The organism is Paraburkholderia phenoliruptrix (assembly GCF_902859825.1).
Classification (GTDB): domain Bacteria; phylum Pseudomonadota; class Gammaproteobacteria; order Burkholderiales; family Burkholderiaceae; genus Paraburkholderia; species Paraburkholderia phenoliruptrix.
The window spans coordinates 162,390-181,033 of record NZ_CADIKB010000001.1; the positions used below are offsets into that span (position 1 = coordinate 162,390).

At 66.1% G+C, this 18,644-nt stretch carries 18 protein-coding genes; 12 read left to right on the forward strand and 6 right to left on the reverse strand.

What is annotated here, in order from left to right:
* Nucleotides 1-11: 11 nt before the first annotated feature.
* From HV711_RS00785 to HV711_RS00795, 3 genes are all read left to right on the forward strand, one after another.
* The gene (locus HV711_RS00785) at nucleotides 12-530 is read left to right on the forward strand and encodes a (2Fe-2S)-binding protein (RefSeq protein ID WP_035476499.1); all 519 of its coding nucleotides are present in this window, start codon (nucleotides 12-14) and stop codon (nucleotides 528-530) included.
* Nucleotides 527-4,147, forward strand: coding sequence for a molybdopterin cofactor-binding domain-containing protein (locus tag HV711_RS00790; protein ID WP_035476497.1), 3,621 nt, complete (start codon nucleotides 527-529; stop codon nucleotides 4,145-4,147). Before HV711_RS00785 ends, HV711_RS00790 begins: the two co-directional genes overlap by 4 nt.
* A 128-nt stretch (nucleotides 4,148-4,275) precedes the next feature.
* Nucleotides 4,276-5,484: an ABC transporter substrate-binding protein gene (locus HV711_RS00795; RefSeq protein WP_028360630.1), complete on the forward strand. Its 1,209-nt coding sequence runs from the start codon at nucleotides 4,276-4,278 to the stop codon at nucleotides 5,482-5,484.
* Between the two features lie 16 nt (nucleotides 5,485-5,500).
* Here the strand turns inward: HV711_RS00795 and HV711_RS00800 are convergent, their stop codons facing one another.
* A complete protein-coding gene (locus HV711_RS00800; protein ID WP_013590786.1) occupies nucleotides 5,501-5,752 on the reverse strand; it encodes a hypothetical protein in 252 nt (83 codons plus the stop codon).
* Nucleotides 5,753-5,902: 150 nt separating this feature from the next.
* Between HV711_RS00800 and HV711_RS00805 the strand changes: the two genes are divergently transcribed.
* On the forward strand, nucleotides 5,903-6,430 hold the full coding sequence (locus HV711_RS00805; protein WP_028360631.1) for a DUF6496 domain-containing protein: 528 nt from the start codon (nucleotides 5,903-5,905) through the stop codon (nucleotides 6,428-6,430).
* Nucleotides 6,431-6,486: 56 nt separating this feature from the next.
* On the opposite strand, the gene aptA is transcribed toward HV711_RS00805, so the two are convergent.
* Nucleotides 6,487-7,815, reverse strand: coding sequence for an omega-aminotransferase AptA (gene aptA, locus HV711_RS00810; RefSeq protein WP_035476494.1), 1,329 nt, complete (start codon nucleotides 7,813-7,815; stop codon nucleotides 6,487-6,489).
* A gap of 196 nt (nucleotides 7,816-8,011) precedes the next feature.
* Between aptA and HV711_RS00815 the strand changes: the two genes are divergently transcribed.
* Nucleotides 8,012-9,427: an aminotransferase-like domain-containing protein gene (locus tag HV711_RS00815; protein ID WP_035476491.1), complete on the forward strand. Its 1,416-nt coding sequence runs from the start codon at nucleotides 8,012-8,014 to the stop codon at nucleotides 9,425-9,427.
* A 19-nt stretch (nucleotides 9,428-9,446) separates the two neighbouring features.
* On the opposite strand, the gene HV711_RS00820 is transcribed toward HV711_RS00815, so the two are convergent.
* Nucleotides 9,447-10,070 (reverse strand): LysE family translocator, encoded by a 624-nt coding sequence (locus HV711_RS00820; RefSeq protein WP_013590782.1) that lies wholly within the window; start codon nucleotides 10,068-10,070, stop codon nucleotides 9,447-9,449.
* Between the two features lie 161 nt (nucleotides 10,071-10,231).
* On the opposite strand from HV711_RS00820, the gene HV711_RS00825 reads away from it, so the two are divergent.
* Together HV711_RS00825 and HV711_RS00830 are read left to right on the forward strand one after the other, a co-directional pair.
* Nucleotides 10,232-10,498, forward strand: coding sequence for a hypothetical protein (locus HV711_RS00825; protein ID WP_244142615.1), 267 nt, complete (start codon nucleotides 10,232-10,234; stop codon nucleotides 10,496-10,498).
* Between the two features lie 212 nt (nucleotides 10,499-10,710).
* Entirely contained in the window at nucleotides 10,711-11,727 is a 1,017-nt protein-coding gene (locus HV711_RS00830; RefSeq protein WP_028360635.1) for an alcohol dehydrogenase, read from the forward strand.
* A 132-nt stretch (nucleotides 11,728-11,859) separates the two neighbouring features.
* Here HV711_RS00830 and HV711_RS00835 read toward each other — a convergent pair whose 3' ends face one another.
* Nucleotides 11,860-13,233 carry a PQQ-dependent sugar dehydrogenase gene (locus tag HV711_RS00835; RefSeq protein WP_014972270.1) on the reverse strand — a complete coding sequence of 458 codons (1,374 nt, stop codon included), beginning with the start codon at nucleotides 13,231-13,233 and terminating at the stop codon, nucleotides 11,860-11,862.
* Between the two features lie 178 nt (nucleotides 13,234-13,411).
* Between HV711_RS00835 and HV711_RS00840 the strand changes: the two genes are divergently transcribed.
* Together HV711_RS00840 and HV711_RS00845 are read left to right on the forward strand one after the other, a co-directional pair.
* A complete protein-coding gene (locus tag HV711_RS00840; protein WP_013590777.1) occupies nucleotides 13,412-14,473 on the forward strand; it encodes a DMT family transporter in 1,062 nt (353 codons plus the stop codon).
* Nucleotides 14,474-14,710: 237 nt separating this feature from the next.
* Nucleotides 14,711-15,019 (forward strand): hypothetical protein, encoded by a 309-nt coding sequence (locus HV711_RS00845; protein ID WP_013590776.1) that lies wholly within the window; start codon nucleotides 14,711-14,713, stop codon nucleotides 15,017-15,019.
* On the opposite strand, the gene HV711_RS00850 is transcribed toward HV711_RS00845, so the two are convergent.
* Nucleotides 15,016-15,924, reverse strand: a complete 909-nt coding sequence (locus tag HV711_RS00850) for an endonuclease/exonuclease/phosphatase family protein (protein ID WP_035476484.1) — start codon at nucleotides 15,922-15,924, stop codon at nucleotides 15,016-15,018. The genes HV711_RS00845 and HV711_RS00850 overlap by 4 nt on opposite strands.
* Nucleotides 15,925-16,137: 213 nt before the next feature.
* Here HV711_RS00850 and HV711_RS00855 point away from each other — a divergent pair, with 213 nt between their 5' ends.
* From HV711_RS00855 to HV711_RS00865, 3 genes are all read left to right on the forward strand, one after another.
* On the forward strand, nucleotides 16,138-16,584 hold the full coding sequence (locus HV711_RS00855) for an SRPBCC family protein (RefSeq protein WP_035476481.1): 447 nt from the start codon (nucleotides 16,138-16,140) through the stop codon (nucleotides 16,582-16,584).
* Nucleotides 16,585-16,761: 177 nt separating this feature from the next.
* Nucleotides 16,762-17,583, forward strand: coding sequence for a protein-L-isoaspartate(D-aspartate) O-methyltransferase (locus tag HV711_RS00860; protein WP_035476474.1), 822 nt, complete (start codon nucleotides 16,762-16,764; stop codon nucleotides 17,581-17,583).
* 18 nt (nucleotides 17,584-17,601) lie between these two features.
* Nucleotides 17,602-17,937: a DUF190 domain-containing protein gene (locus HV711_RS00865; protein WP_014972266.1), complete on the forward strand. Its 336-nt coding sequence runs from the start codon at nucleotides 17,602-17,604 to the stop codon at nucleotides 17,935-17,937.
* Between the two features lie 32 nt (nucleotides 17,938-17,969).
* Here HV711_RS00865 and HV711_RS00870 read toward each other — a convergent pair whose 3' ends face one another.
* Nucleotides 17,970-18,386 carry an organic hydroperoxide resistance protein gene (locus HV711_RS00870; protein ID WP_035476471.1) on the reverse strand — a complete coding sequence of 139 codons (417 nt, stop codon included), beginning with the start codon at nucleotides 18,384-18,386 and terminating at the stop codon, nucleotides 17,970-17,972.
* Nucleotides 18,387-18,644 lie beyond the last annotated feature (258 nt).

An 18,644-nucleotide genomic window follows, 5' to 3' on the forward strand; every position in this document is an offset into this window, starting at 1 on the left:
CCGGCACGCTCATGAAAAGCCCGGCGCCGCTCGCGCTGAAGGTCAACGGCGCGACGCATGTTGTCAGCGCCTGCCAGGACACGCCCTTGCTTTACCTGCTGCGCAACGACCTCGCGCTCAACGGCCCGAAATTCGGCTGCGGGCTCGGGGAGTGCGGCGCCTGCACCGTGCTGCTCGACGGCGTGCCGACCCGCGCGTGCGTGACGACCGCGAGGGTGGCGCTCGGCCATGAGATCACCACGCTCGAAGGATTGGGCACGCGGGCCGCGCTGCATCCGGTGCAACAGGCGTTTATCGACGAACAGGCCGCGCAGTGCGGCTATTGCCTGAGCGGCATGATCATGACGACCAAGGCGCTGCTCGAGCGCGATCCGCATCCGAGCATCGAGACGATTCAACGCGAGTTGTCGCGCAACCTCTGCCGTTGCGGCACGCATGTGGAGATCGTGCGTGCGGTGCAGCGCGCCGCTGAGTTGCTTGCGCAGCAAAAGCCCGGTCAGGACCCCGCGCACCAAGGAGCGCGCGCATGACAGGACCGGACTTCAGCGTAGACCGGCGCGCGGTGCCGCCATCGCGTAAGCAGCTCTATGACGCGCAGAGCGTCTTGATCGTCACGCGCCCGCCGCAGGCGCCCGTCAAACCGGCGGCCGGCCAACCCGGCTCGCGGTCGTCGTTCGTGCCCACCGAGGCGGACATGTTCCTCGCGGTGCGCGACGACGGCAGCGTGGTCGCGTTCAACGGTCACGTCGATCTCGGCACCGGCATCGGCACCGCGCTTGCGCAGATCGTCGCCGAAGAACTCGACGTGCCTTTGACGCGCGTCTCGATCGTGCTCGGTCATACCAACGAGACGCCGAATCAGGGGCCGACCATTGCGAGCGCCACGCTGCAGATTACAGCGGTGCCGTTGCGGCATGCCGCGGCGCAGGCGCGGCAATGGCTCGTCGCGCAGGCGGCGACGCGGCTTGCCGTCGGCGTGGAGGAACTCGACGTGCGCGACGGCGCCGTGTATCAACGCGGCGCCGCCGCTGCCACGAAGCCGATCGGCTACAGCGAGCTGATCGCGGGACAGCGCGTCGAACTGCAGTTGACCACCGACGCGCCGCTCAAATCCCCCGACGCCTACAAGGTGGTCGGCAAGCGCGCCGCGCGTGTCGATATTCCCGCGAAGGCAACCGGCGAATTGAGCTTCGTCCACGATGTGCGCGTGCCTGGCATGCTGCATGGGCGCGTGGTGCGTCCGCCGTATGGGGGCGTCGCGCAAGGCGATTTCGTCGGCAATAGTCTGCTGCGCGTCGACGAAGCGTCGATTCGCGATTTGCCGGGCATCGTCAAGGTCGTGGTGATACGCGACTTCGTCGGCGTTGTGGCGGAGCGCGAGGAAATTGCACAACAGGCTGCGAAGCGGCTCGACGTGCAGTGGAAAAACGCGACGCCATTGCCGCCGCTCGAAACCAGCGAGGAAGTGGAGGCCGCGTTGCGCGCGAATCCGGCGAAGCGGCGCGACCTCGTGATCGAGGGCGACGTGGACGCGGCGCTTTCGGACGACGCTGCGCGCACGCTGAATCGCACCTACGTGTGGCCGTTTCAGATGCACGCGTCCATCGGGCCTTCATGCGCGGTAGCCGATTATCGCGAGGGCGAGGGCGCGCTGAAGGTGTGGTCGGGTACGCAGAACCCTCATTCGCTGCGCGCGGATCTCGCGTTGCTGCTGACCATGGACGAAGCGCAGATCGAGATCGTGCGCATGGATGCGGCCGGCTGCTATGGCCGCAATTGCGCAGACGACGTCGCTGCGGATGCCGCCTTGCTCTCGCGTGAGACGGGCGCGCCGGTGCGCGTGCAGCTTTCGCGCGAGGACGAGCATGCGTGGGAGCCGAAGGGTGCCGCGCAGCTGATGGACGTGCGCGGCGCGTTGAGCGCCGAGGGCGAGCTCGCGGCCTACGACTTCTCGACGCGTTATCCGTCGAATGACGCGCCTACGTTGGCGCTCCTGCTCACCGGCACGCTCTCGCCGCAGCCGCAGGTGTTCGAAATGGGCGACCGCACGGCCGTGCCGCCGTACGACTACCGCGCAATGCGCATCGTCTGCGACGACACGCCGCCTATCGTGCGCGCGTCGTGGCTGCGCGGCGTGTCCGCGTTGCCGAACACTTTCGCGCACGAGTCGTTCATCGACGAACTCGCGGCCGAGGCAGGCGCCGATCCGCTCGACTTTCGTCTGAAGCATGTGCGCGACCCGCGCGCGGCCGACCTGCTGAAGGCGGTGGCCGGACGCGCGGGCTGGGAGCCGCGCCGGCCCGCAAGCAGCGCGCATCGTGACGATGGCGACATTGCACGCGGCCGAGGCATTGCCTACGCGCGCTACGTGCACAGCAAGTTTCCCGGCTTCGGCGCGGCGTGGTGCGCGTGGGTCGCCGACGTCGAAGTCAATCGCAGAAGCGGCGAACTCGCGGTGACGCGCGTCGTGGTCGGCCAGGACAACGGCACGACGATCAACCCGGACGGCGTGCGTCATCAGATTCACGGCAATGTGATCCAGGCGACGAGCCGCGCGCTGAAAGAACGCGTCACCTTCGGCGATAACGCGGTGACGAGCCAGGAGTGGGGCGCGTATCCGATCCTCACGTTCCGCGAAGTACCGGTGATCGACGTCGTGATGATGCCGCGTCACGGCGAGCCGCCAATGGGCGCCGGCGAGTCGGCGTCGCTGCCCGGCGCGGCCGCCATTGCGAATGCGTTGTACGACGCGACGGGCGTGCGCTTTCGCAGGCCGCCATTCACGCCCGAAACGATTCGCGCTGCGCTCGCCGACGCGCAAGCCGAGGAGGCCGCCGCGCGCAGGAAAAAGCGCTGGCGGCTCGGTTTTCTGGGCGCATTCGCGGCCGGGGCGGCGGGCTGGCTCGGAGCGTTGTCGCTGGCGCCGTCGGCGCTCACGCCCATTGCGCCGCCGCTCGCGAGCGCCTTCGCGCCCGAACTGGTTGCGCGCGGCAAGCTGCTCGCGTCGCTCGGTAATTGCGCAGTCTGTCACACGGCGCACAACGGCGTGCGCAACGCCGGCGGCAAGCCGCTCGACACGCCGTTCGGCGCTGTATACAGCACCAACATCACGCCCGATGCGCAAACCGGCATCGGTGCGTGGTCGCTCGCGGCGTTCGTTCGCGCGATGCGCGAAGGCATCAGCCGGGACGGGCATCGGCTGTATCCTGCGTTCCCGTACACCTCGTTCAAAAATACCTCCGACGACGACCTCGCGGCGCTCTACGCCTATCTGATGTCGCAAACGCCCGTGCGCTTCCGTCCGCCGGAAACGAAGCTGCCGTTTCCGTTCGGCGCGCGTCCGCTGATGGCTGCATGGAACGGTCTGTTCCTCGCCCGCAACACGTTTGCTGCGAGCCCGACGCAAAACGCGCAGTGGAATCGCGGCGCGTATCTCGTCAACGGTCTCGGGCATTGCAGCGCTTGCCATACGCCGCGCAATGCGTTCGGCGCCGAGCAAACCGGCGCCGCCTTCATGGGCGGCGGCAGCGCGGAGGGCTGGGAAGCGCCCGCGCTGTCGTCGCTGTCGAACTCGCCGGTGCCATGGACCGAGGACGAGCTGTTCAGCTACCTGCGCTTCGGTCACGCGCCGCTGCACGGCGTCGCCGCGGGGCCGATGGCGCCCGTCGTCGCGGATCTGGCGGCGCTGCCGGACAGCGACATTCGCGCGATGGCGACGTATCTCGCGTCGCTCAGTCCGGTCGAGCCGAACGTCGATGTGGCTGCGATGGCGCGTCAATACGAAAAAGCGAGCGCGATTGAAGGCACACCGTCCGGGGTCGGCGCGCGGCTGTTCGACGGCGCGTGTGCCGCGTGTCATCACACAGGCAGTGGGCCGCAATTGTTCGGCGCGCACCCGTCGCTCGCGCTCAATACGAACCTGCATAGCGCGACGCCCGACAACCTGATTCGCGTGATTCTCGACGGCATCGGCTCGCCGGCGCGGCCCGAACTCGGTACGATGCCGGCGTATCGCGACAGTTTCAACGACGCCCAGATCGCGGAACTCGTATCCTATCTGCGGCGGCAATTCGCGGGCGGCAAGCCCGCGTGGCCAGACGTGGCCGCGAGCGTCGCCCGGATTCGCGCGGCGCCGCGCGCCGAATAGGCGTGAGCAGCGGCCAGGACACCGCCCGTGCGCCTTGAGCGCCGCTGTCACGCCTGATACAAAGGCCTTCAGAACACGCTGTCAGAAAACCAACGCATTCCCGCAATCCCTTTGATACGGAGAAACGCATGACCACGCGCGCAGGATGGATCTCTCGCCTTACGCTATCGACGGTGCTTTCATTCGCCGCCTTCGGCGCGAACGCCCAGCAGACCATCAAGATCGGGGAAATCAACAGCTACAAGGCGCAGCCGGCCTTTCTCGGGCCCTACAAGAACGGCTGGAATCTGGCGCTCGAAGAGATCAACGGCGCGGGCGGCGTGCTCGGCAAGAAACTCGAAGTCGTTTCGCGCGACGACAACGGCAACCCGGGCGACACCATCCGCGTTGCACAGGAGCTGATTGCGCGCGAGCAGGTGCAACTGCTGTTCGGCGGTTTCCTGTCGAACACGGGCTTGGCGCTCACCGATTTCGCGAAGCAGAAAAAGATCTTTTTCCTCGCCGCCGAACCGCTGACCGACAAGATCGTCTGGGCCGACGGCAACAAATATACGTACCGTCTGCGGCCGTCCACGTATATGCAGGTCGCGATGCTCGTGCCGGAAGCGGCGAAGCAGAAGAAGAAGCGCTGGGCGCTCGTGTATCCGAACTACGAGTATGGCCAGTCGGCGGTCGCGACTTTCAAGAAGCTCCTCAGCGCCGCGCAGCCTGACGTGCAGTTCGTGGCGGAACAGGCCACGCCGCTTGGCAACGTGGACGCGGGCGCGGTCACGCAGGCCATCGCCGATGCGAAGCCCGACGCGATCTTCAACGTGCTGTTCGGCGCGGACCTGGGCAAGTTCGTGCGCGAAGGCAACACACGCGGTCTCTTCAAGGACCGCACGGTGGTGTCGCTTTTGACGGGCGAGCCGGATTACCTCGATCCGCTGGGTGCGGAAGCGCCGACCGGCTGGATCGTGACCGGCTACCCGTGGTATTCGATCGATACGCCGGCTAACAAGAAGTTTGTCGACGCCTATCAGGCGAAGTATCACGACTATCCGCGGCTCGGCTCGGTGGTCGGCTACTCGGCGCTGATGTCGATCGCGGCGGGCATCAAAAAGGCCGGTTCGGCCGACACCGACAAGCTCGCGGCAGCCTTCAAGGGGCTCAGCGTCGACACGCCGTTCGGGCCGATCACGTATCGCGCGCAGGACAACCAGTCGACCATGGGCGCTTATGTCGGCGTGACGGGCGTGAAGGACGGCAAGGGCGTGATGACGTCGTATCGTTACATTGACGGCGCGAGCGTGCAGCCGTCGGACGCGGAGGTGAAGAAGCTGCGGCCGGCGGAGTAAGCCCTTTTCCCCACCGCTACTCTTCCGCGTCGTGCTCCGCTACGAAACGCCTCAAATAAGCCAGCACCGCTGCCTCGACCGCGCGATGGTCGGCGGTGCTCTTCGAGCCCGCGTTTTCCTCGTCGCCGAATAGCGACGAAGGCGCGTCGTGCACGTCGACTTCCTGCCCTTCGCGGAAGATGCGAATTTCGTGGACGTCTTCCGCGTATTCGGCGATCCAATGAACGCCTTCGATATGCGCGCCCGCGCGCACGTTGGGGATTTTCATGGGCGTCTCCCGTTCGGCCGGTCCAGTGCGCCGGCCCCTGGCTACACCATACGCCGTCCATCTGAAGGGCGCGAGTCCCACGCCATTTTCACGGCGTTGCGGCACAGGCATTGCTTCACGACATAGGCCACAGTCAATGGGAGAACTGTCATGCCCGAGAAGAAAACCCTGAAGCGTGCCGAAGCCGACAAACGCGCCGGCAAGTCCGCGAGCACGCAAGCCGGAGAGTTCGTCAAGGAACAGGTGGACAAGGTGCGCGCCGGCAAGCACGGCGTGCGCTCGCCGAAGCAGGCGATCGCCATCGGATTGTCCGAAGCACGTCGCGCAGGCGTCGATCTGAAGCCGCCGAAGAAGGGCGCCGCGAGCGAGGCCACGCGCAAGAAGGCGGAGAAGGACAGCGCCGCGGGCCAGAAGAAGAGCACCGCGAAGAAGACGGCCAGCAAGGAGTCGACGGCTAAACGCTCGCGCACGAGCACCAATGTGCTGAAGCGCGAAAGCAAGGCCGGGGCCTCGCATTCGGCCATGTCGAAGCAGGCGAAGTCGGCGACGGCGAAACGTCCTGCGGCGAGCCGCTCCGCGGCGGCAAAGAAGGCCGCTGCGACGAAGGGCGCGGCCGGGCGTTCAGCCGCGGCCAAAAAAGCGGCGCAGACGCGGGCTGCGCGCGCGCATCATCATTGAGGTGACGGGATGCAAGAAGCGGCGCGTGACTCGCGCGCCGCTTCGCGTCATGCGCGTTACTGCACGGTGGCCAGCACGTCGCCGACCGTCTTGAAGATGTGCGCGATCTGCTCTTCGTTGATGATGAGCGGCGGCGAGAACGCCAGAATGTCGCCGGTAAAGCGCACCAGCACGCCCGCCTCGAAACATTTGACGAACGCCTCGTAGGCGCGCGCGCCCGGCGCGCCCTCGCGCGGTTCGAGCTCGATGCCCGCGATCATCCCCAGATTGCGGATGTCCTTCACGTGCTTCGTGCCGCGCAGTGAGTGAGCGGCAGACTCGAACGTCGGCGCAAGCGCGGCTGCGCGCTCGAACAGGCCCTCGCTGCGATACACGTCGAGCGTGGCGATGGCGGCGGCGACCGCGGCCGGGTGCGCCGAATACGTGTAGCCGTGGAACAGCTCGATCGCGCCTTGTGCGCCGGCATTGACGATGGTGTCGTGCACCGTGCGGCTCGCCGCGACCGCGCCCATCGGAATCGCCGCGTTGTTGATCGCTTTCGCCATGGTGATGAGGTCGGGCGTCACGCCGAAATATTCGCTCGCCGTGGCCTTGCCGACGCGGCCGAAGGCCGTGATCACTTCGTCGAAAATCAGCAGGATGCCGTGCTTCGTGCAGATTTCGCGCAGCTTCTGCAAGTAGCCTTGCGGCGGAATCAGCACGCCTGTCGAGCCGGCCACCGGCTCCACGATCACCGCCGCAATCGTCGATGCATCGTGCAGCGCGACGATGCGCTCCAGTTCGTCCGCGAGATGCGCCCCCCAGGCCGGCTGGCCCTTGGAAAACGCGTTCTGTTCGAGATTGTGCGTATGCGGCAGATGATCGACTGCCGGCAAGAGCGCGCCGGAGAAGGTCTTGCGGTTCGGCGCAATGCCGCCCACCGAAATGCCGCCGAAGCCCACGCCGTGATAACCGCGCTCGCGGCCTATCAGGCGCGTGCGCTGCGCTTCGCCGCGCGAACGGTGATAGGCGAGCGCGATTTTCAGCGCGGTGTCGACGGATTCCGAACCGGAGTTCGTGAAGAAAATGCGGTCGAGGCCTTCCGGCATCAGCTCCGCGACCTTGGTGGCCGCTTCGAAGGCGAGAGGGTGGCCCATCTGGAAAGTCGGCGCGAAGTCGAGTTTCGAAAGCTGCTGGGTAATCGCGGCGACGATCTCGTCGCGGCCGTGCCCGGCATTCACACACCACAGGCCCGCGCAGCCGTCCAGCACTTCGCGGCCGTCGGAGCTGCGGTAGTACATGCCTTTCGCCGATTCCAGCAGGCGCGGCGCGGCCTTGAACTGGCGGTTGGCGGTGAAGGGCATCCAGAAAGACGACATATCGTCGATGACGGGGCGCGAAGTCATGGTTTCTCCTCGAAGTGGTTTCCCAAGCGCGAGTTCCTTTGGGCATAGCCAAAACTGTAGCGTTCGCGGTTTAATGGCGGCATAAACAGTTGACGCGGTGTCGTGCTAACTGTGTTGGTGGATTCGCGGTAACTGTGCCGACGTCTTACGTTCGGGCAGTTCGCCGCGGCCGGCTTCTTCGTCACGACTTCTCACCATGATCGAATTGAACCTCGAGCGCGACCGGCGCGCCGCCCCGACGCTCGTCGAGCAGGTCGTGCAGGGCTTCGCGCAAGCCATCGAGGCGCAGTCGCTGCGCGCGGGCGCGTTGCTGCCGTCGGTGCGGCAACTGGCGCAGACTCATGACCTGAGCACCTTCACGGTGACGGAGGCGTACAACCGTCTGGTGTCGATGGGGCTCGTGGTGGCGCGGCGCGGCTCCGGTTATCGCGTCGCCGCGCGCTCGCCCGCGCCGCGCGCCGCCGTGACCGACTGGCAGCCGCCGAGCCTCACGGCGACCTGGCTCCTGTCCGACGTATTCGCCGATCATTCGGTGCCGATCAAGGCCGGCGGCGGCTGGCTGCCGAACGAGTGGATCAACGAGAGCGGCCTGCAACACGCGTTGCGCGCAATGAGCCGCGTGCCCGCCGCGCGGCTCGGCGATTATGGGCACCCCTATGGTTTCGCGCCGTTGCGCGAGCGCATCGCCGAGCAACTCGACCGGCGCGGGCTGCCCGTCGACGTGTCCAACGTGCTGCTCACGCAGGGCGCGACGCAAGGGCTCGACCTGATCGTGCGCACGTTGCTGCGCGCGGGCGATGCCGTGATCGTCGAAGATCCCGGCTATTGCAATCTGCTGCAGATTCTCAAGCTCGCCGGGCTCATGGTGCACGGCGTGCCGCGCACGCCCGCCGGTGTCGATACCGACGTGCTCGAAGCGCTCGTCGCCGAGCATAAGCCCAAGGCCATTTTCGTCAACACGACGCTGCAGAATCCGACCGGCGCGACCTTCGGCATGTCGGCGGCGTTCCGTCTGCTGCAGATCGCCGAGCGCCAGCGCATGTGGGTGATCGAGGACGACGTGAGCCGCGAGCTGGCGCCGTCCGGTGCGCCGCTTTTTGCCGCGATGGAAGGCTTGCAGCGCGTGCTGTACGTGAGCGGTTTTTCGAAGACGGTTACGCCAGGATTGCGCTGCGGCTACGTGGTCGCCGAGCGCGCGGTGCTGCGCGAACTCGCGCGCACGAAGATGGCGGTGGGGCTGACGTCGTCGGAGGCGATCGAACGGATCGTCGACAAGGTGCTGCTGGAGGGGCGCTACGCCCGCCACGTGGAAGCCGTGAACGAGCGGCTCAAACTCGTGCACGCCACGGTCGAGGAGCGGCTCGACTCGCTCGGCCTCGAGGTGTTTCATCGCCCGCGAGCGGGGCTGTTTCTGTGGGCTCGCCTGCCCATCGACCCCGCGCGCGCCGGCGACGTCGTGACGGCGGCGCTCAAGCACGGCATCTGGCTCGCGCCCGGCTCGTACTTCCGCCCGGACGACGAGCCAAGCGCATGGTTCCGCTTCAACGCGCCCTATTCGACCGACGACGCGTTGTGGCGCTTCATCGAGCGAGTGGGGCGCGAGGCGGTCTAGCGGCGCGATCTGGCAGGCTTCACGCGGCGCCGCCGACGAGCTTCAACGCAATCGGATAGAGCGACAGCACGAGCAGCAACGCCATCGTGATGTTGAAGGCGCGCAGACGCCGCGAGTCGGACAGCACGCGCCGCATGGCCGTGCCGAAACCGGCCCATAGGCAGATGCACGGAAAGCCGATCACGTAGAACACCACGGCCATGGCCACCGCGTTCATGCTGTAGCTCTCGCTCAGATGAATGGTCGTGGCGGCGGTCAGCACCATCATCCACGCCTTCGGGTTGACCCACTGGAAAGCGATGGCTTCGTGAAACTTCATGGGCCGGCGTTCGCCCTGCTTGACTTTCAATTCGCCGGACGTGCCGATCTTCCACGCGAGGTACAGCAGATAGGCCACGCTCGCCACTTCGAGCACCGTATACAGCACGGGAAAATGGACGAAGGCTTCGCCGAGCCCGACGCCGACCGACAGCATCAACAGCACGACGCCCGCGCTGATGCCTGAGATATGCGGCAACGTGCGGCGAAAGCCGAAGTTGACGCCGGAGGCGAGCAACATTGTGTTGTTCGGACCGGGCGTGATCGTGGTGACGAGCGCGAACAGGATGCCGGCAGGCAGCGCGCTGAGCGTGAGATAGGACATGGCGGGCTCCGGAGTCGGGCGGGGACGTCGAAGCATTCTAGCGACCGTTGCCGGTACAGTACCTGTACGGATTGGTGGATGATGTCCGGTACAGAAATGGGGTGTCCGACGCGAGCCGCCCGACGGCGCCAGCGGATCGCCACTCGAGCGCCATCACCATCTTGAGCGCCACCTACGGCCGGAACTGCGGCCAGGAGGACGGCAACGCGACGTCCGATCTCGCGCGTCGATGCGACGGCCACACAGCCTGCATCTACATGCTGACGGGCGATATCGCCGGCGCAAACAGCCGCTCGTGCCGCGGCGATCTCGTCGCGCAGTGGCAGTGCGGCGACGGCCAGACGCACGCCGCGGCGCTCAGTGCCGGCGCCGCGCCGGGCGACCGGTTGCTGCTCAGCTGCCGTGAGTTTCCCGGCGCGGGTAAATAAAAACAGCACCCGCATTCAGGCGTGCCGTCAACCGACGCTCAGGTTGGATTCCGCCTCGTTTTCCACTATGGTCAATGAGTCCGCACTCACGCCGGCGCAGCCTGTCCGCGTGTCGCGCGAGGCGCGCTCCAACGCCGACCTGCCGCCGCATGCCGTGCGGCACTCGCGGTTTGCGAGCGCACATCCCATCGACGACTCACGAGGTGAAATCCATGTCCAGGATGAAAGCGGTACAGGTCGAGGCAGCCGGAGGTCCGTTGACGCTCGTCGAGCGGGACATCCCGCAGCCGGGCGACGGCCACGTTCGCATCAAGGTGCAGGCATGCGGAATCTGCCACAGCGATTCGTTGACGAAGGAGGGACTGTGGCCCGGGCTGCAATTTCCGCGCGTTCCGGGGCATGAGATTGCCGGTGTGATCGACGCTCTGGGCTCCGGGATCGAGGGATGGACAGTCGGGCAGCGCGTCGGCGTCGGCTGGCATGGCGGCCACTGCGGGCGGTGCGCGCGTTGCCGTCAGGGCGACTTCGTGCTGTGCGAAAGAGCGCAGGTGCCCGGCATCAGCTACGACGGTGGTTACGCGGAGTTCGTGGTCGCGCCGGTCGAGGCGCTCGCCAGTATTCCTGACGATCTCTCCGACGCCGATGCCGCGCCGCTACTGTGCGCGGGCATCACCACGTTTAACGCGCTGCGCAACAGCGGCGCGCGCGCGGGCGATGTCGTGGCCATCCTCGGGATCGGCGGACTCGGGCATCTCGGCGTGCAGTTCGCGCGCAAAATGGGCTTTCGCACTGTGGCGATTGCCCGCGGGCAGGACAAGGCCGCCCTCGCGAAGGAGCTGGGCGCCCATCACTACATCGACAGCCGGGCAGGCAATGTGGCCGAAGAACTGCAGAAGCTCGGCGGCGCGCGGGTCATTCTCGCCACGGTGACGAGCGGCAAGGCCATGAGCGCGGCGGTCGGCGGCCTGGGGCTGAACGGCAAGATGATCATGGTCGGCATTTCCGAAGAGCCCGTCGAAGTGCCGATTGCGCAGTTCATCATGGGCCGCAATTCGGTCCAGGGCTGGCCGTCGGGCACATCCGCCGACTCGCAGGACACGCTCGCATTCAGCGCGCTCTCCGGCGTCAAGCCGATGATCGAGGAGTTTCCGCTCGAACGCGCCGCCGAGGCGTATGAACGGATGATGAGCGGCGACGCCCGCTTCCGTGTGGTGCTGAAGGTCGGCTGAGCGGGCCACGCACACGGCGACTGTGCGTGAGGGCGGTCACGGCAAGCGGCCGCCTCAGGTGCCTCAGGTGCCGCAGGTGCTCTTGCCCGCCCGCAGCCGCCCGTGGATCCGGCGTGCGGGCTCGCCGCCGTCCTATTTGTGCGTGATTCGCCTCACCGTGCTGGTAACGAGATCGACGTAGAAAAGGTCGCCGTTCTGCCCGGCTTTCAGGTCGACCGGTCCTCCTTGCAGGCTCTTCGCAAAGGTGTGCGGCGTATTGTCGGGAGGCTGCATCGTCCAGATGCACTTGCGCAGAAGATCGCCGAAATACAACGCCTTGTCATACGGCGCGGGATAGGTCGGGCTCGTGCCGTCGGTGAAACCGATCGCCGAGATCACGCTGCCGTTCTGGTCCGGCCCGCCGCCCGACGGACGGCCGCCGCAGGTTTTTCCCTTGCTGTCTTCGGCGGAAACGTAGCTCTGGTGCGCATAAGCGAAGAACGGCGCGGTGACGCCGCCGACGCTGCCGCAATAGTTGGTGGCCTGATAGTCGGGCTGGGTGTTAGGACCTTCGTAGCACGGCCAGCCGAAGTTCTGACCGGCAATGCTGGAATGGTCGATGGACTCCCACGTGTTCCATCCGACGTTGCCGATATACAGGTCGTCCGTCAAGCCCGGCGCGCGAGCGAAGCGAAACGGATTGCGCAAGCCGTTGGCGACGGTCGCGACGCTTTGCGTGCTTGTGCCGGGGTTCGTGATGCGCAAAATGACACCGTCGCTGTACGGCGAAACGCCCTGGCTGCGGAACGCGCCTTGAGGCAGATTCGTGCCGTCGCCGCAAGCGTTGTCCAACTGGCCGTAGTCCACTTGCACGAAGCTGGCGCCGTCGCCGGCACTCACATAGAGCGTCTTGTTGTCGCTGCCGAACACCACGGAGCCGATGCTGTGAGACGAGTAATAGAAGCACCACGTCTGGCTGGTCGCGCCTGCGGCGGGCAGGACTTTCGTTTCCCCCGAGGCCGTCAGAAGCGAGAGTTGTCCGGCGGTGAGAAAATTTCCGCCGCACGCGCCGGTGCCGCGAGGCGTCGTGTAAAGCACCCAGACGTTGGCGTCGTTCAACGGATCGACGGCGAGTCCGAGCAGCCCCCGGTCGTCCGCATTGCACACCTCGCTGCTGAGGTCGGCAAATAGCGTGCAGGTCGACGAGGCGAGATCGCAGTTCCAGACCCGGCCGCCTTTTTCCGCGACGAAAACCCGGCTTTTGTCGGCGGTGAAACTGATTGCGGTCGGCTGATTCAGGCAGCCGTTCAACAGGATCTGTTCGGTGAAGCCCTTCGGCAGAATGGGCTGCGGCCGGGTGACGGAGGCGGGCTGGCAGGTCACGGCCAGCACCGGCGCGGCGGCATTGGCGACTGCCGGAGCTGATGCGGCGCCCGCGTCGTGAATGGGGAAGGCAACGAGCAGCAAGGCCGCGAGTGCGGCGATGAGGTGGCTGACGGTCAACCACTTTGCAATGGAGCGCGGCACTTTATCCTCCTCTTCACACGGTGAAGCACGAGAAATCTTCACGCACCGGCGTGATGTTTCGATATTGGCATCGCGGCTCAGGCGCTGCCAGCTTCGGTCTCAGAGCCTGCGGACAAAATTCTGGTAGCGCCCGCCATGCCGGTACACTGTCTTTTTTCCGTTCATTGAAGGCCCGATTTTGAAGCCCGCCTACGGCGCAATATCCGTCGCGCTTGCCGCCGCCGCATTGTTCGGCGCGGCCACTCCGCTCGCCAAGGCATTGCTTGGCGCGGTCAGTCCGTTCATGCTCGCCGGGCTGTTTTATCTGGGCAGCGGGGTCGGGCTCGGCTTGTGTATTGCATGGCGGTGGGCCGCGCCGGGCCGGTCGCGAGCCCGCCTCGGGCTTCGCATCAGCCGGCGCGAGTGGCCGTGGCTCTTCGGCGCGATAGCCGCGGGCGGCGTCGCGGGCCCGGCCTTGCTGATGCTGGGCCTCGCGAGCACGCCCGCAGCGACGAGTTCGCTGCTGCTCAACCTCGAAGGCGTCCTGACCGCCGTGATTGCGTGGGTGGTGTTCCGCGAGAACGTCGACCTGCAGGTATTTCTCGGCATGGTGGCGATCGTCGCGGCGGGCGTGCTGCTGTCGTGGCATCCGGGCGGGGCGGGCGTGCCTGTCGGGGCGCTGCTGATTGTGGGCGCATGTCTGTGCTGGGCCGTGGACAACAATCTAACGCGCAAGGTGTCGGCGAACGATGCAATGCTGATCGCGTGTCTGAAGGGGCTCGTCGCCGCGCCCGTCAATCTCGGCATTGCGCTTGCGGCGGGCGCAGCGCTGCCGTCGCCGGGCACGCTGGCGGCCGCCATGGCGACCGGTTTCGCCGGCTATGGCGTGAGCCTCGTGCTGTTCGTTGTCGCGCTGCGGCATCTGGGCACCGCGCGCACCGGCGCCTATTTCTCGGTCGCGCCGCTCTTTGGCGTGCTGCTGTCGCTCGCCATCTGGCCGACGCTGCCGGACCTGACTTTCTGCGCGGCGGCCTTGCTGATGGCGCTCGGCATCTGGCTGCACGTGCGCGAGCGGCACGTGCATGAGCACACCCACGAGCTGCTCGAGCACTCGCACAGGCATCGCCATGATGCGCACCACCAGCACGAGCACGACTTTCCTTATTCCGGCGACGAGCCGCATACGCACCCGCACGTGCATCTGCCGATTAGCCATTCGCACGCCCATTTCCCCGATATTCACCACCGGCATCGGCATTAGCCGCCTTAGCCGGCGCGAAAAATTAAAGATCGCGCAGACGCTGCCGTAATCCCGGCTACCTGGTAGCTGATCCCTACCATGTGTGTGTTTGAAGGAGTACTTGGCCAACACCGGTCTGTCGGTGTTGGCTTTTTTATTGCCGCCTCGAAGCGTCCCGCGGGACTACCGCTTGCTCCGTTCGACGCCTTGGACGATCATGCTAGGATGGTCAGTGCCAGGGTGCTGGAGGGAAATATCATGGCTACATTTGGTATCGACGCTGTGCGCATCAACCCTTCAAACGACCGGATCACGCATGTGCGCTGGGCTGCTGTCGACCCCGCCACGCGCAGCTGGTTGTCGCCCACTTCGATTGTCGAAGTGGCTCAGGTGGTGGACGCCATCCATCGCGGCGACGCTGTCTGGTCGCTTTTCACGCTCGGCGGCACGCGCTTTCTCGGGCCGAAAATCGTGGCCGTCTCTCATACCAACGGGCACGACGGAATCGACACCGACGTCCCCGACAGCCACATCGAAAAATGCATTGACGACCTGCCGCGCATCTAGCGCGCGGCCTTTGCTTTCGTCGCACTTTGCGCCTGGCGCAGTTCGAGCCACATCGGCTGATGATCCGACGACCGGCTGTGCGGATCGACCTCGCAGCTCGCCACCCGCGGCGCGAGATCTTCGGTGACGAAGATGAAGTCGCACGCAAACGGCCCGTCGGCCCATTGCTCGTGGTCGTACAGGCCGACCGTGGCGGCGCGCGGGCTGTCGGCATGCGCGCAGGCCCAGGCGTCGGCGAACGCGGGCGCGCCCGGCACCGCTTCGAGCATCTTGCGATAAGCGGCGCTGCCGAACGCGCTATTGAAGTCGCCGCAGACAATCGCGCTCATGGGGCGCCCGGTGTCGGCAAACGGGCTGTCCTGCTTCTCCGCGTGCGCCGGGCGGCGCGCGTGCTCACACGCCTCCTGATGCAGCGCGCGCAGCCGCTCGACCTGCGCGAGCCGCTGCGTTTCCGAATAAAACTCCAGATGCGTGCTGATGACGCGCAGCGGCCCGACGTCCGTTTCGATCACGGCTTCGAGCGCGACGCGCAGCATCGACGGCTTCGCGGGATCGGCGGGCCAGGGCAGCGAGTGGCGCAGCACCTGTCGGACGGGCAGGCGCGTGACGATCGCGTTGCCGAACTGACGCCGCCGGGTGCCCGCGCCGACGGGCGGAAGGTCGGAGCCGATTGCGTCGATCACGGTCATGCCCGGCAGCAGGGCGCCAAGCTCGGCGAACTGATCCGCGCTGGGGCCGCCCGCGAGGCCGCCTGCCGATGCCGGCTCGTGAAAGCCGCGCGTCACTTCCTGCATGCACACGATGTCGAAATTGACCAGCGCACGCGCTTCGCGCACGATGCGCGCGAGATCGACGCGGCCGTCCACGCCGCGTCCCCACTGAATGTTCCAGTCGACGAGCCGCATGAGATTCTCCTGCAAGAGCTGTCCGGGTGTGTCCGGCTAGTCTATCGCTGGGAGACGGCCCGCGCATAAGCCGGCGGCGCCTGCGTTCGCGACGCCTGACGAATTTTCTCGTGCAGCATGTCGATTCCTTCGCAACCGAATCGTCGTAGCAGTGTGTGAAACTTGTCCACGCAGCTTCTCAACCCGGCATCTCAACCAGAAAGGCGGCTTACTATGACCACCGGAACCATCAGACTCCACCGCGTTTTGCGCGCGCCTGCCGAACGCGTCTATCGGGCATTCCTGGAACCCGACGCGCTCGCGAAATGGCTGCCGCCGTATGGCTTTACTTGCCAGGTCCACCACTTCGAGGCGCGTGTGGGCGGCACCTACAAGATGTCGTTCCGCAACTTCGGCAGCGGCAACAGCCACTCGTTCGGCGGCGAGTACGTGGAACTCGTGCCCGCTGAGAAGATCCGCTACACCGACCGGTTCGACGACCCGAACCTGCCCGGCGAAATGTCCGCGACCATCACGTTTCGCAAGGTGTCGTGCGGGACCGAGGTCTCGATTCTCCAGGAAGGCGTACCGGAGGTGATTCCCGTCGAAATGTGCTACCTCGGCTGGCAGGAATCGTTGATGCAACTCGCGAAACTGGTAGAGCCCCAGATTCCCGACTGAGCCCGCGACGGCCGCTCACGCCACCTTCAACTGCCCGTTTTATCGCGCTCGTTCTGCGCGTAGACTGAATGAAGCTCCGCAATCGCCGGCAAGGGTGTCGATGTCTGCCGTCCGGCGGCGTGCTGCATCGCGCGGCACGCAGGCACGCGGGCGCCGGCTGCGACACGGAGATTGGCGATGAGCGATTTCAACGAGGCCCGCGAGCGCATGGTCGAGCGGCAGATCGTCGGCCGCGGCATTCGCGATCCACGGGTGCTGGCCGCCATGCGCAGCGTGCCGCGCGAAGCCTTCGTGCCCGACTACCTTCGCGATCTCGCTTACGAAGACAGACCGCTGCCCATCGGCAACGAGCAGACCATTTCGCAGCCTGCCATCGTCGCGACGATGCTCGAGGCGGCGGACCTGTCTCCCACGGACGTCGTGCTCGACGTCGGCACCGGCTCGGGCTATGCCGCTGCTGTGGCGGCCACGCTTGCCGCGCACGTCTATTCGATCGAACGTCACGCGGAACTCGTCGCCATGGCGCGCGACATGCTTGCGCGCCTGAACATTTCCAATGTCACCGTCTATCTCGGCGACGGCACCGCGGGCCTCGCGGAGCACGCGCCGTATGACGCGATCATTGCGGCGGCGGGCGGGCCGCATATTCCCGATGTGTGGCGCCGGCAGCTTGCCATCGGCGGCCGCATCGTCATGCCCGTCGGCCGCGAGCTGCATTACCAGAAGCTCATCAAACTGGTTCGCCATGGTGAAGACGACTATCGAAGCTGCTCGCTCGGCGAAGTGAGCTTCGTGCCGCTCGTCGGCGCCGACGCGTGGCCCGCACCGGACGAGCATCGACGCGGCGCGGACAAAAGTGGTGGCGGAGGAGACAGCGGCGTTGGCGGAGGCAGTGGCGAAGCGGGAGGCAGGGGCGTCGGCGGTGCGGAGCGCGGGCGCTCGTGCCCGAGGAGCGCCGGCGAGGTGGCGGGGCTGCACGGCCTGCTGGCCGTGGCCTGAAGCGGAGGAGACATCGACATGAACGGCTACCAGATCACCTTCTTCACCCAGCACGATCGCCGCCATCGCGGCAAACCGCTGGCCGACTGGCTTGTCAGTCTGGCCGGCGAACTCGGGCTGCGCGGCGCGACCGTGATACCGGCGAGCGAAGGCATCGGCCACCGTCATCGTGTGCATTCCGCGCATTTTTTCGAACTGGCGGACCAGCCCTTGTCGATCGTGATGGCGGTGACGAGCGAGGAAGCCGGCGTCTTGTTCGAGCGCTTGCGCGCCGAGGGCGTACATCTGTTCTATGTGAAGACAGCCGTGGAATTCGGCGTGATCGGCAATGAAGATGGGGACGCTGTGCGCTAGCCGCCGCCGACCGCAGCCGGCCGCGACTGAACTCAGACCACCGCGATCGTCACGTCGATATTGCCGCGCGTCGCCTTCGAATACGGACATGTCTGGTGGGCCATCTCCGTGAGCTTCTGCGCCGTGTCGCGCTCGATGCCGGGCAGGCTGACCTTGAGCCGCGCGCGCAGGAAATAGCCGCTGTCGTTCATCGCGAGATCGATTTCGGCGTCGACGGCGGTCTCCGGCGGCAGTGCGACGCGCAGCGTCTTCGCGGCGATTCCCATGGCGCCGATGAAGCACGCAGACCAGCCCGCCGCGAGCATCTGTTCCGGGTTCGTGCCGGTCGCGGATGCGCCCGGCGAGCCGAGCTTGACGTCGAGCCGGCCGTCGTCGCTGCGCGCGGCGCCGTCGCGTCCGCCGGTGGTGTGCGTTTTGCCGGTGTACAGCACTTTGTCTGATGAGTTCATGATCGGATTTCTCTGGTTCGGTAAGTAGTAGGCGACTGATGGCTGCTCGCTTTTCAGTCTTCGGCAGTCCGTCCGGATGGGCGCGAGGCGTTGCGCCGGATCCGTCGTTGACGAGATTAGACGGGCGCCGCGTATCTGGCTTGTGTCGGCGATACGGCGGTATTGCAATGGCGTGTATCTCGCGAGGCCGCCTACGCACTGCGATAGAAACCCCGCGCCGATGCAATGTTTTGTGTCGGATATGGCTTCAGATACATT

What these genes read in the sequence shown, in the direction of transcription:
- HV711_RS00815 (WP_035476491.1), top strand. Translation starts at nt 8,012, where the DNA reads ATGATCGAATTGAACCTCGAGCGCGACCGGCGCGCCGCCCCGACGCTC.
- HV711_RS00865 (WP_014972266.1), top strand. Translation starts at nt 17,602, where the DNA reads ATGAACGGCTACCAGATCACCTTCTTCACCCAGCACGATCGCCGCCAT.
- HV711_RS00870 (WP_035476471.1), bottom strand. Translation starts at nt 18,386, where the DNA reads ATGAACTCATCAGACAAAGTGCTGTACACCGGCAAAACGCACACCACC.
- HV711_RS00795 (WP_028360630.1), top strand. Translation starts at nt 4,276, where the DNA reads ATGACCACGCGCGCAGGATGGATCTCTCGCCTTACGCTATCGACGGTG.
- HV711_RS00785 (WP_035476499.1), top strand. Translation starts at nt 12, where the DNA reads ATGAAAAGCCCGGCGCCGCTCGCGCTGAAGGTCAACGGCGCGACGCAT.
- HV711_RS00805 (WP_028360631.1), top strand. Translation starts at nt 5,903, where the DNA reads ATGCCCGAGAAGAAAACCCTGAAGCGTGCCGAAGCCGACAAACGCGCC.
- HV711_RS00855 (WP_035476481.1), top strand. Translation starts at nt 16,138, where the DNA reads ATGACCACCGGAACCATCAGACTCCACCGCGTTTTGCGCGCGCCTGCC.
- HV711_RS00860 (WP_035476474.1), top strand. Translation starts at nt 16,762, where the DNA reads ATGAGCGATTTCAACGAGGCCCGCGAGCGCATGGTCGAGCGGCAGATC.
- HV711_RS00845 (WP_013590776.1), top strand. Translation starts at nt 14,711, where the DNA reads ATGGCTACATTTGGTATCGACGCTGTGCGCATCAACCCTTCAAACGAC.
- HV711_RS00820 (WP_013590782.1), bottom strand. Translation starts at nt 10,070, where the DNA reads ATGTCCTATCTCACGCTCAGCGCGCTGCCTGCCGGCATCCTGTTCGCG.
- HV711_RS00850 (WP_035476484.1), bottom strand. Translation starts at nt 15,924, where the DNA reads ATGCGGCTCGTCGACTGGAACATTCAGTGGGGACGCGGCGTGGACGGC.
- HV711_RS00800 (WP_013590786.1), bottom strand. Translation starts at nt 5,752, where the DNA reads ATGAAAATCCCCAACGTGCGCGCGGGCGCGCATATCGAAGGCGTTCAT.
- aptA (WP_035476494.1), bottom strand. Translation starts at nt 7,815, where the DNA reads ATGACTTCGCGCCCCGTCATCGACGATATGTCGTCTTTCTGGATGCCC.
- HV711_RS00830 (WP_028360635.1), top strand. Translation starts at nt 10,711, where the DNA reads ATGTCCAGGATGAAAGCGGTACAGGTCGAGGCAGCCGGAGGTCCGTTG.
- HV711_RS00790 (WP_035476497.1), top strand. Translation starts at nt 527, where the DNA reads ATGACAGGACCGGACTTCAGCGTAGACCGGCGCGCGGTGCCGCCATCG.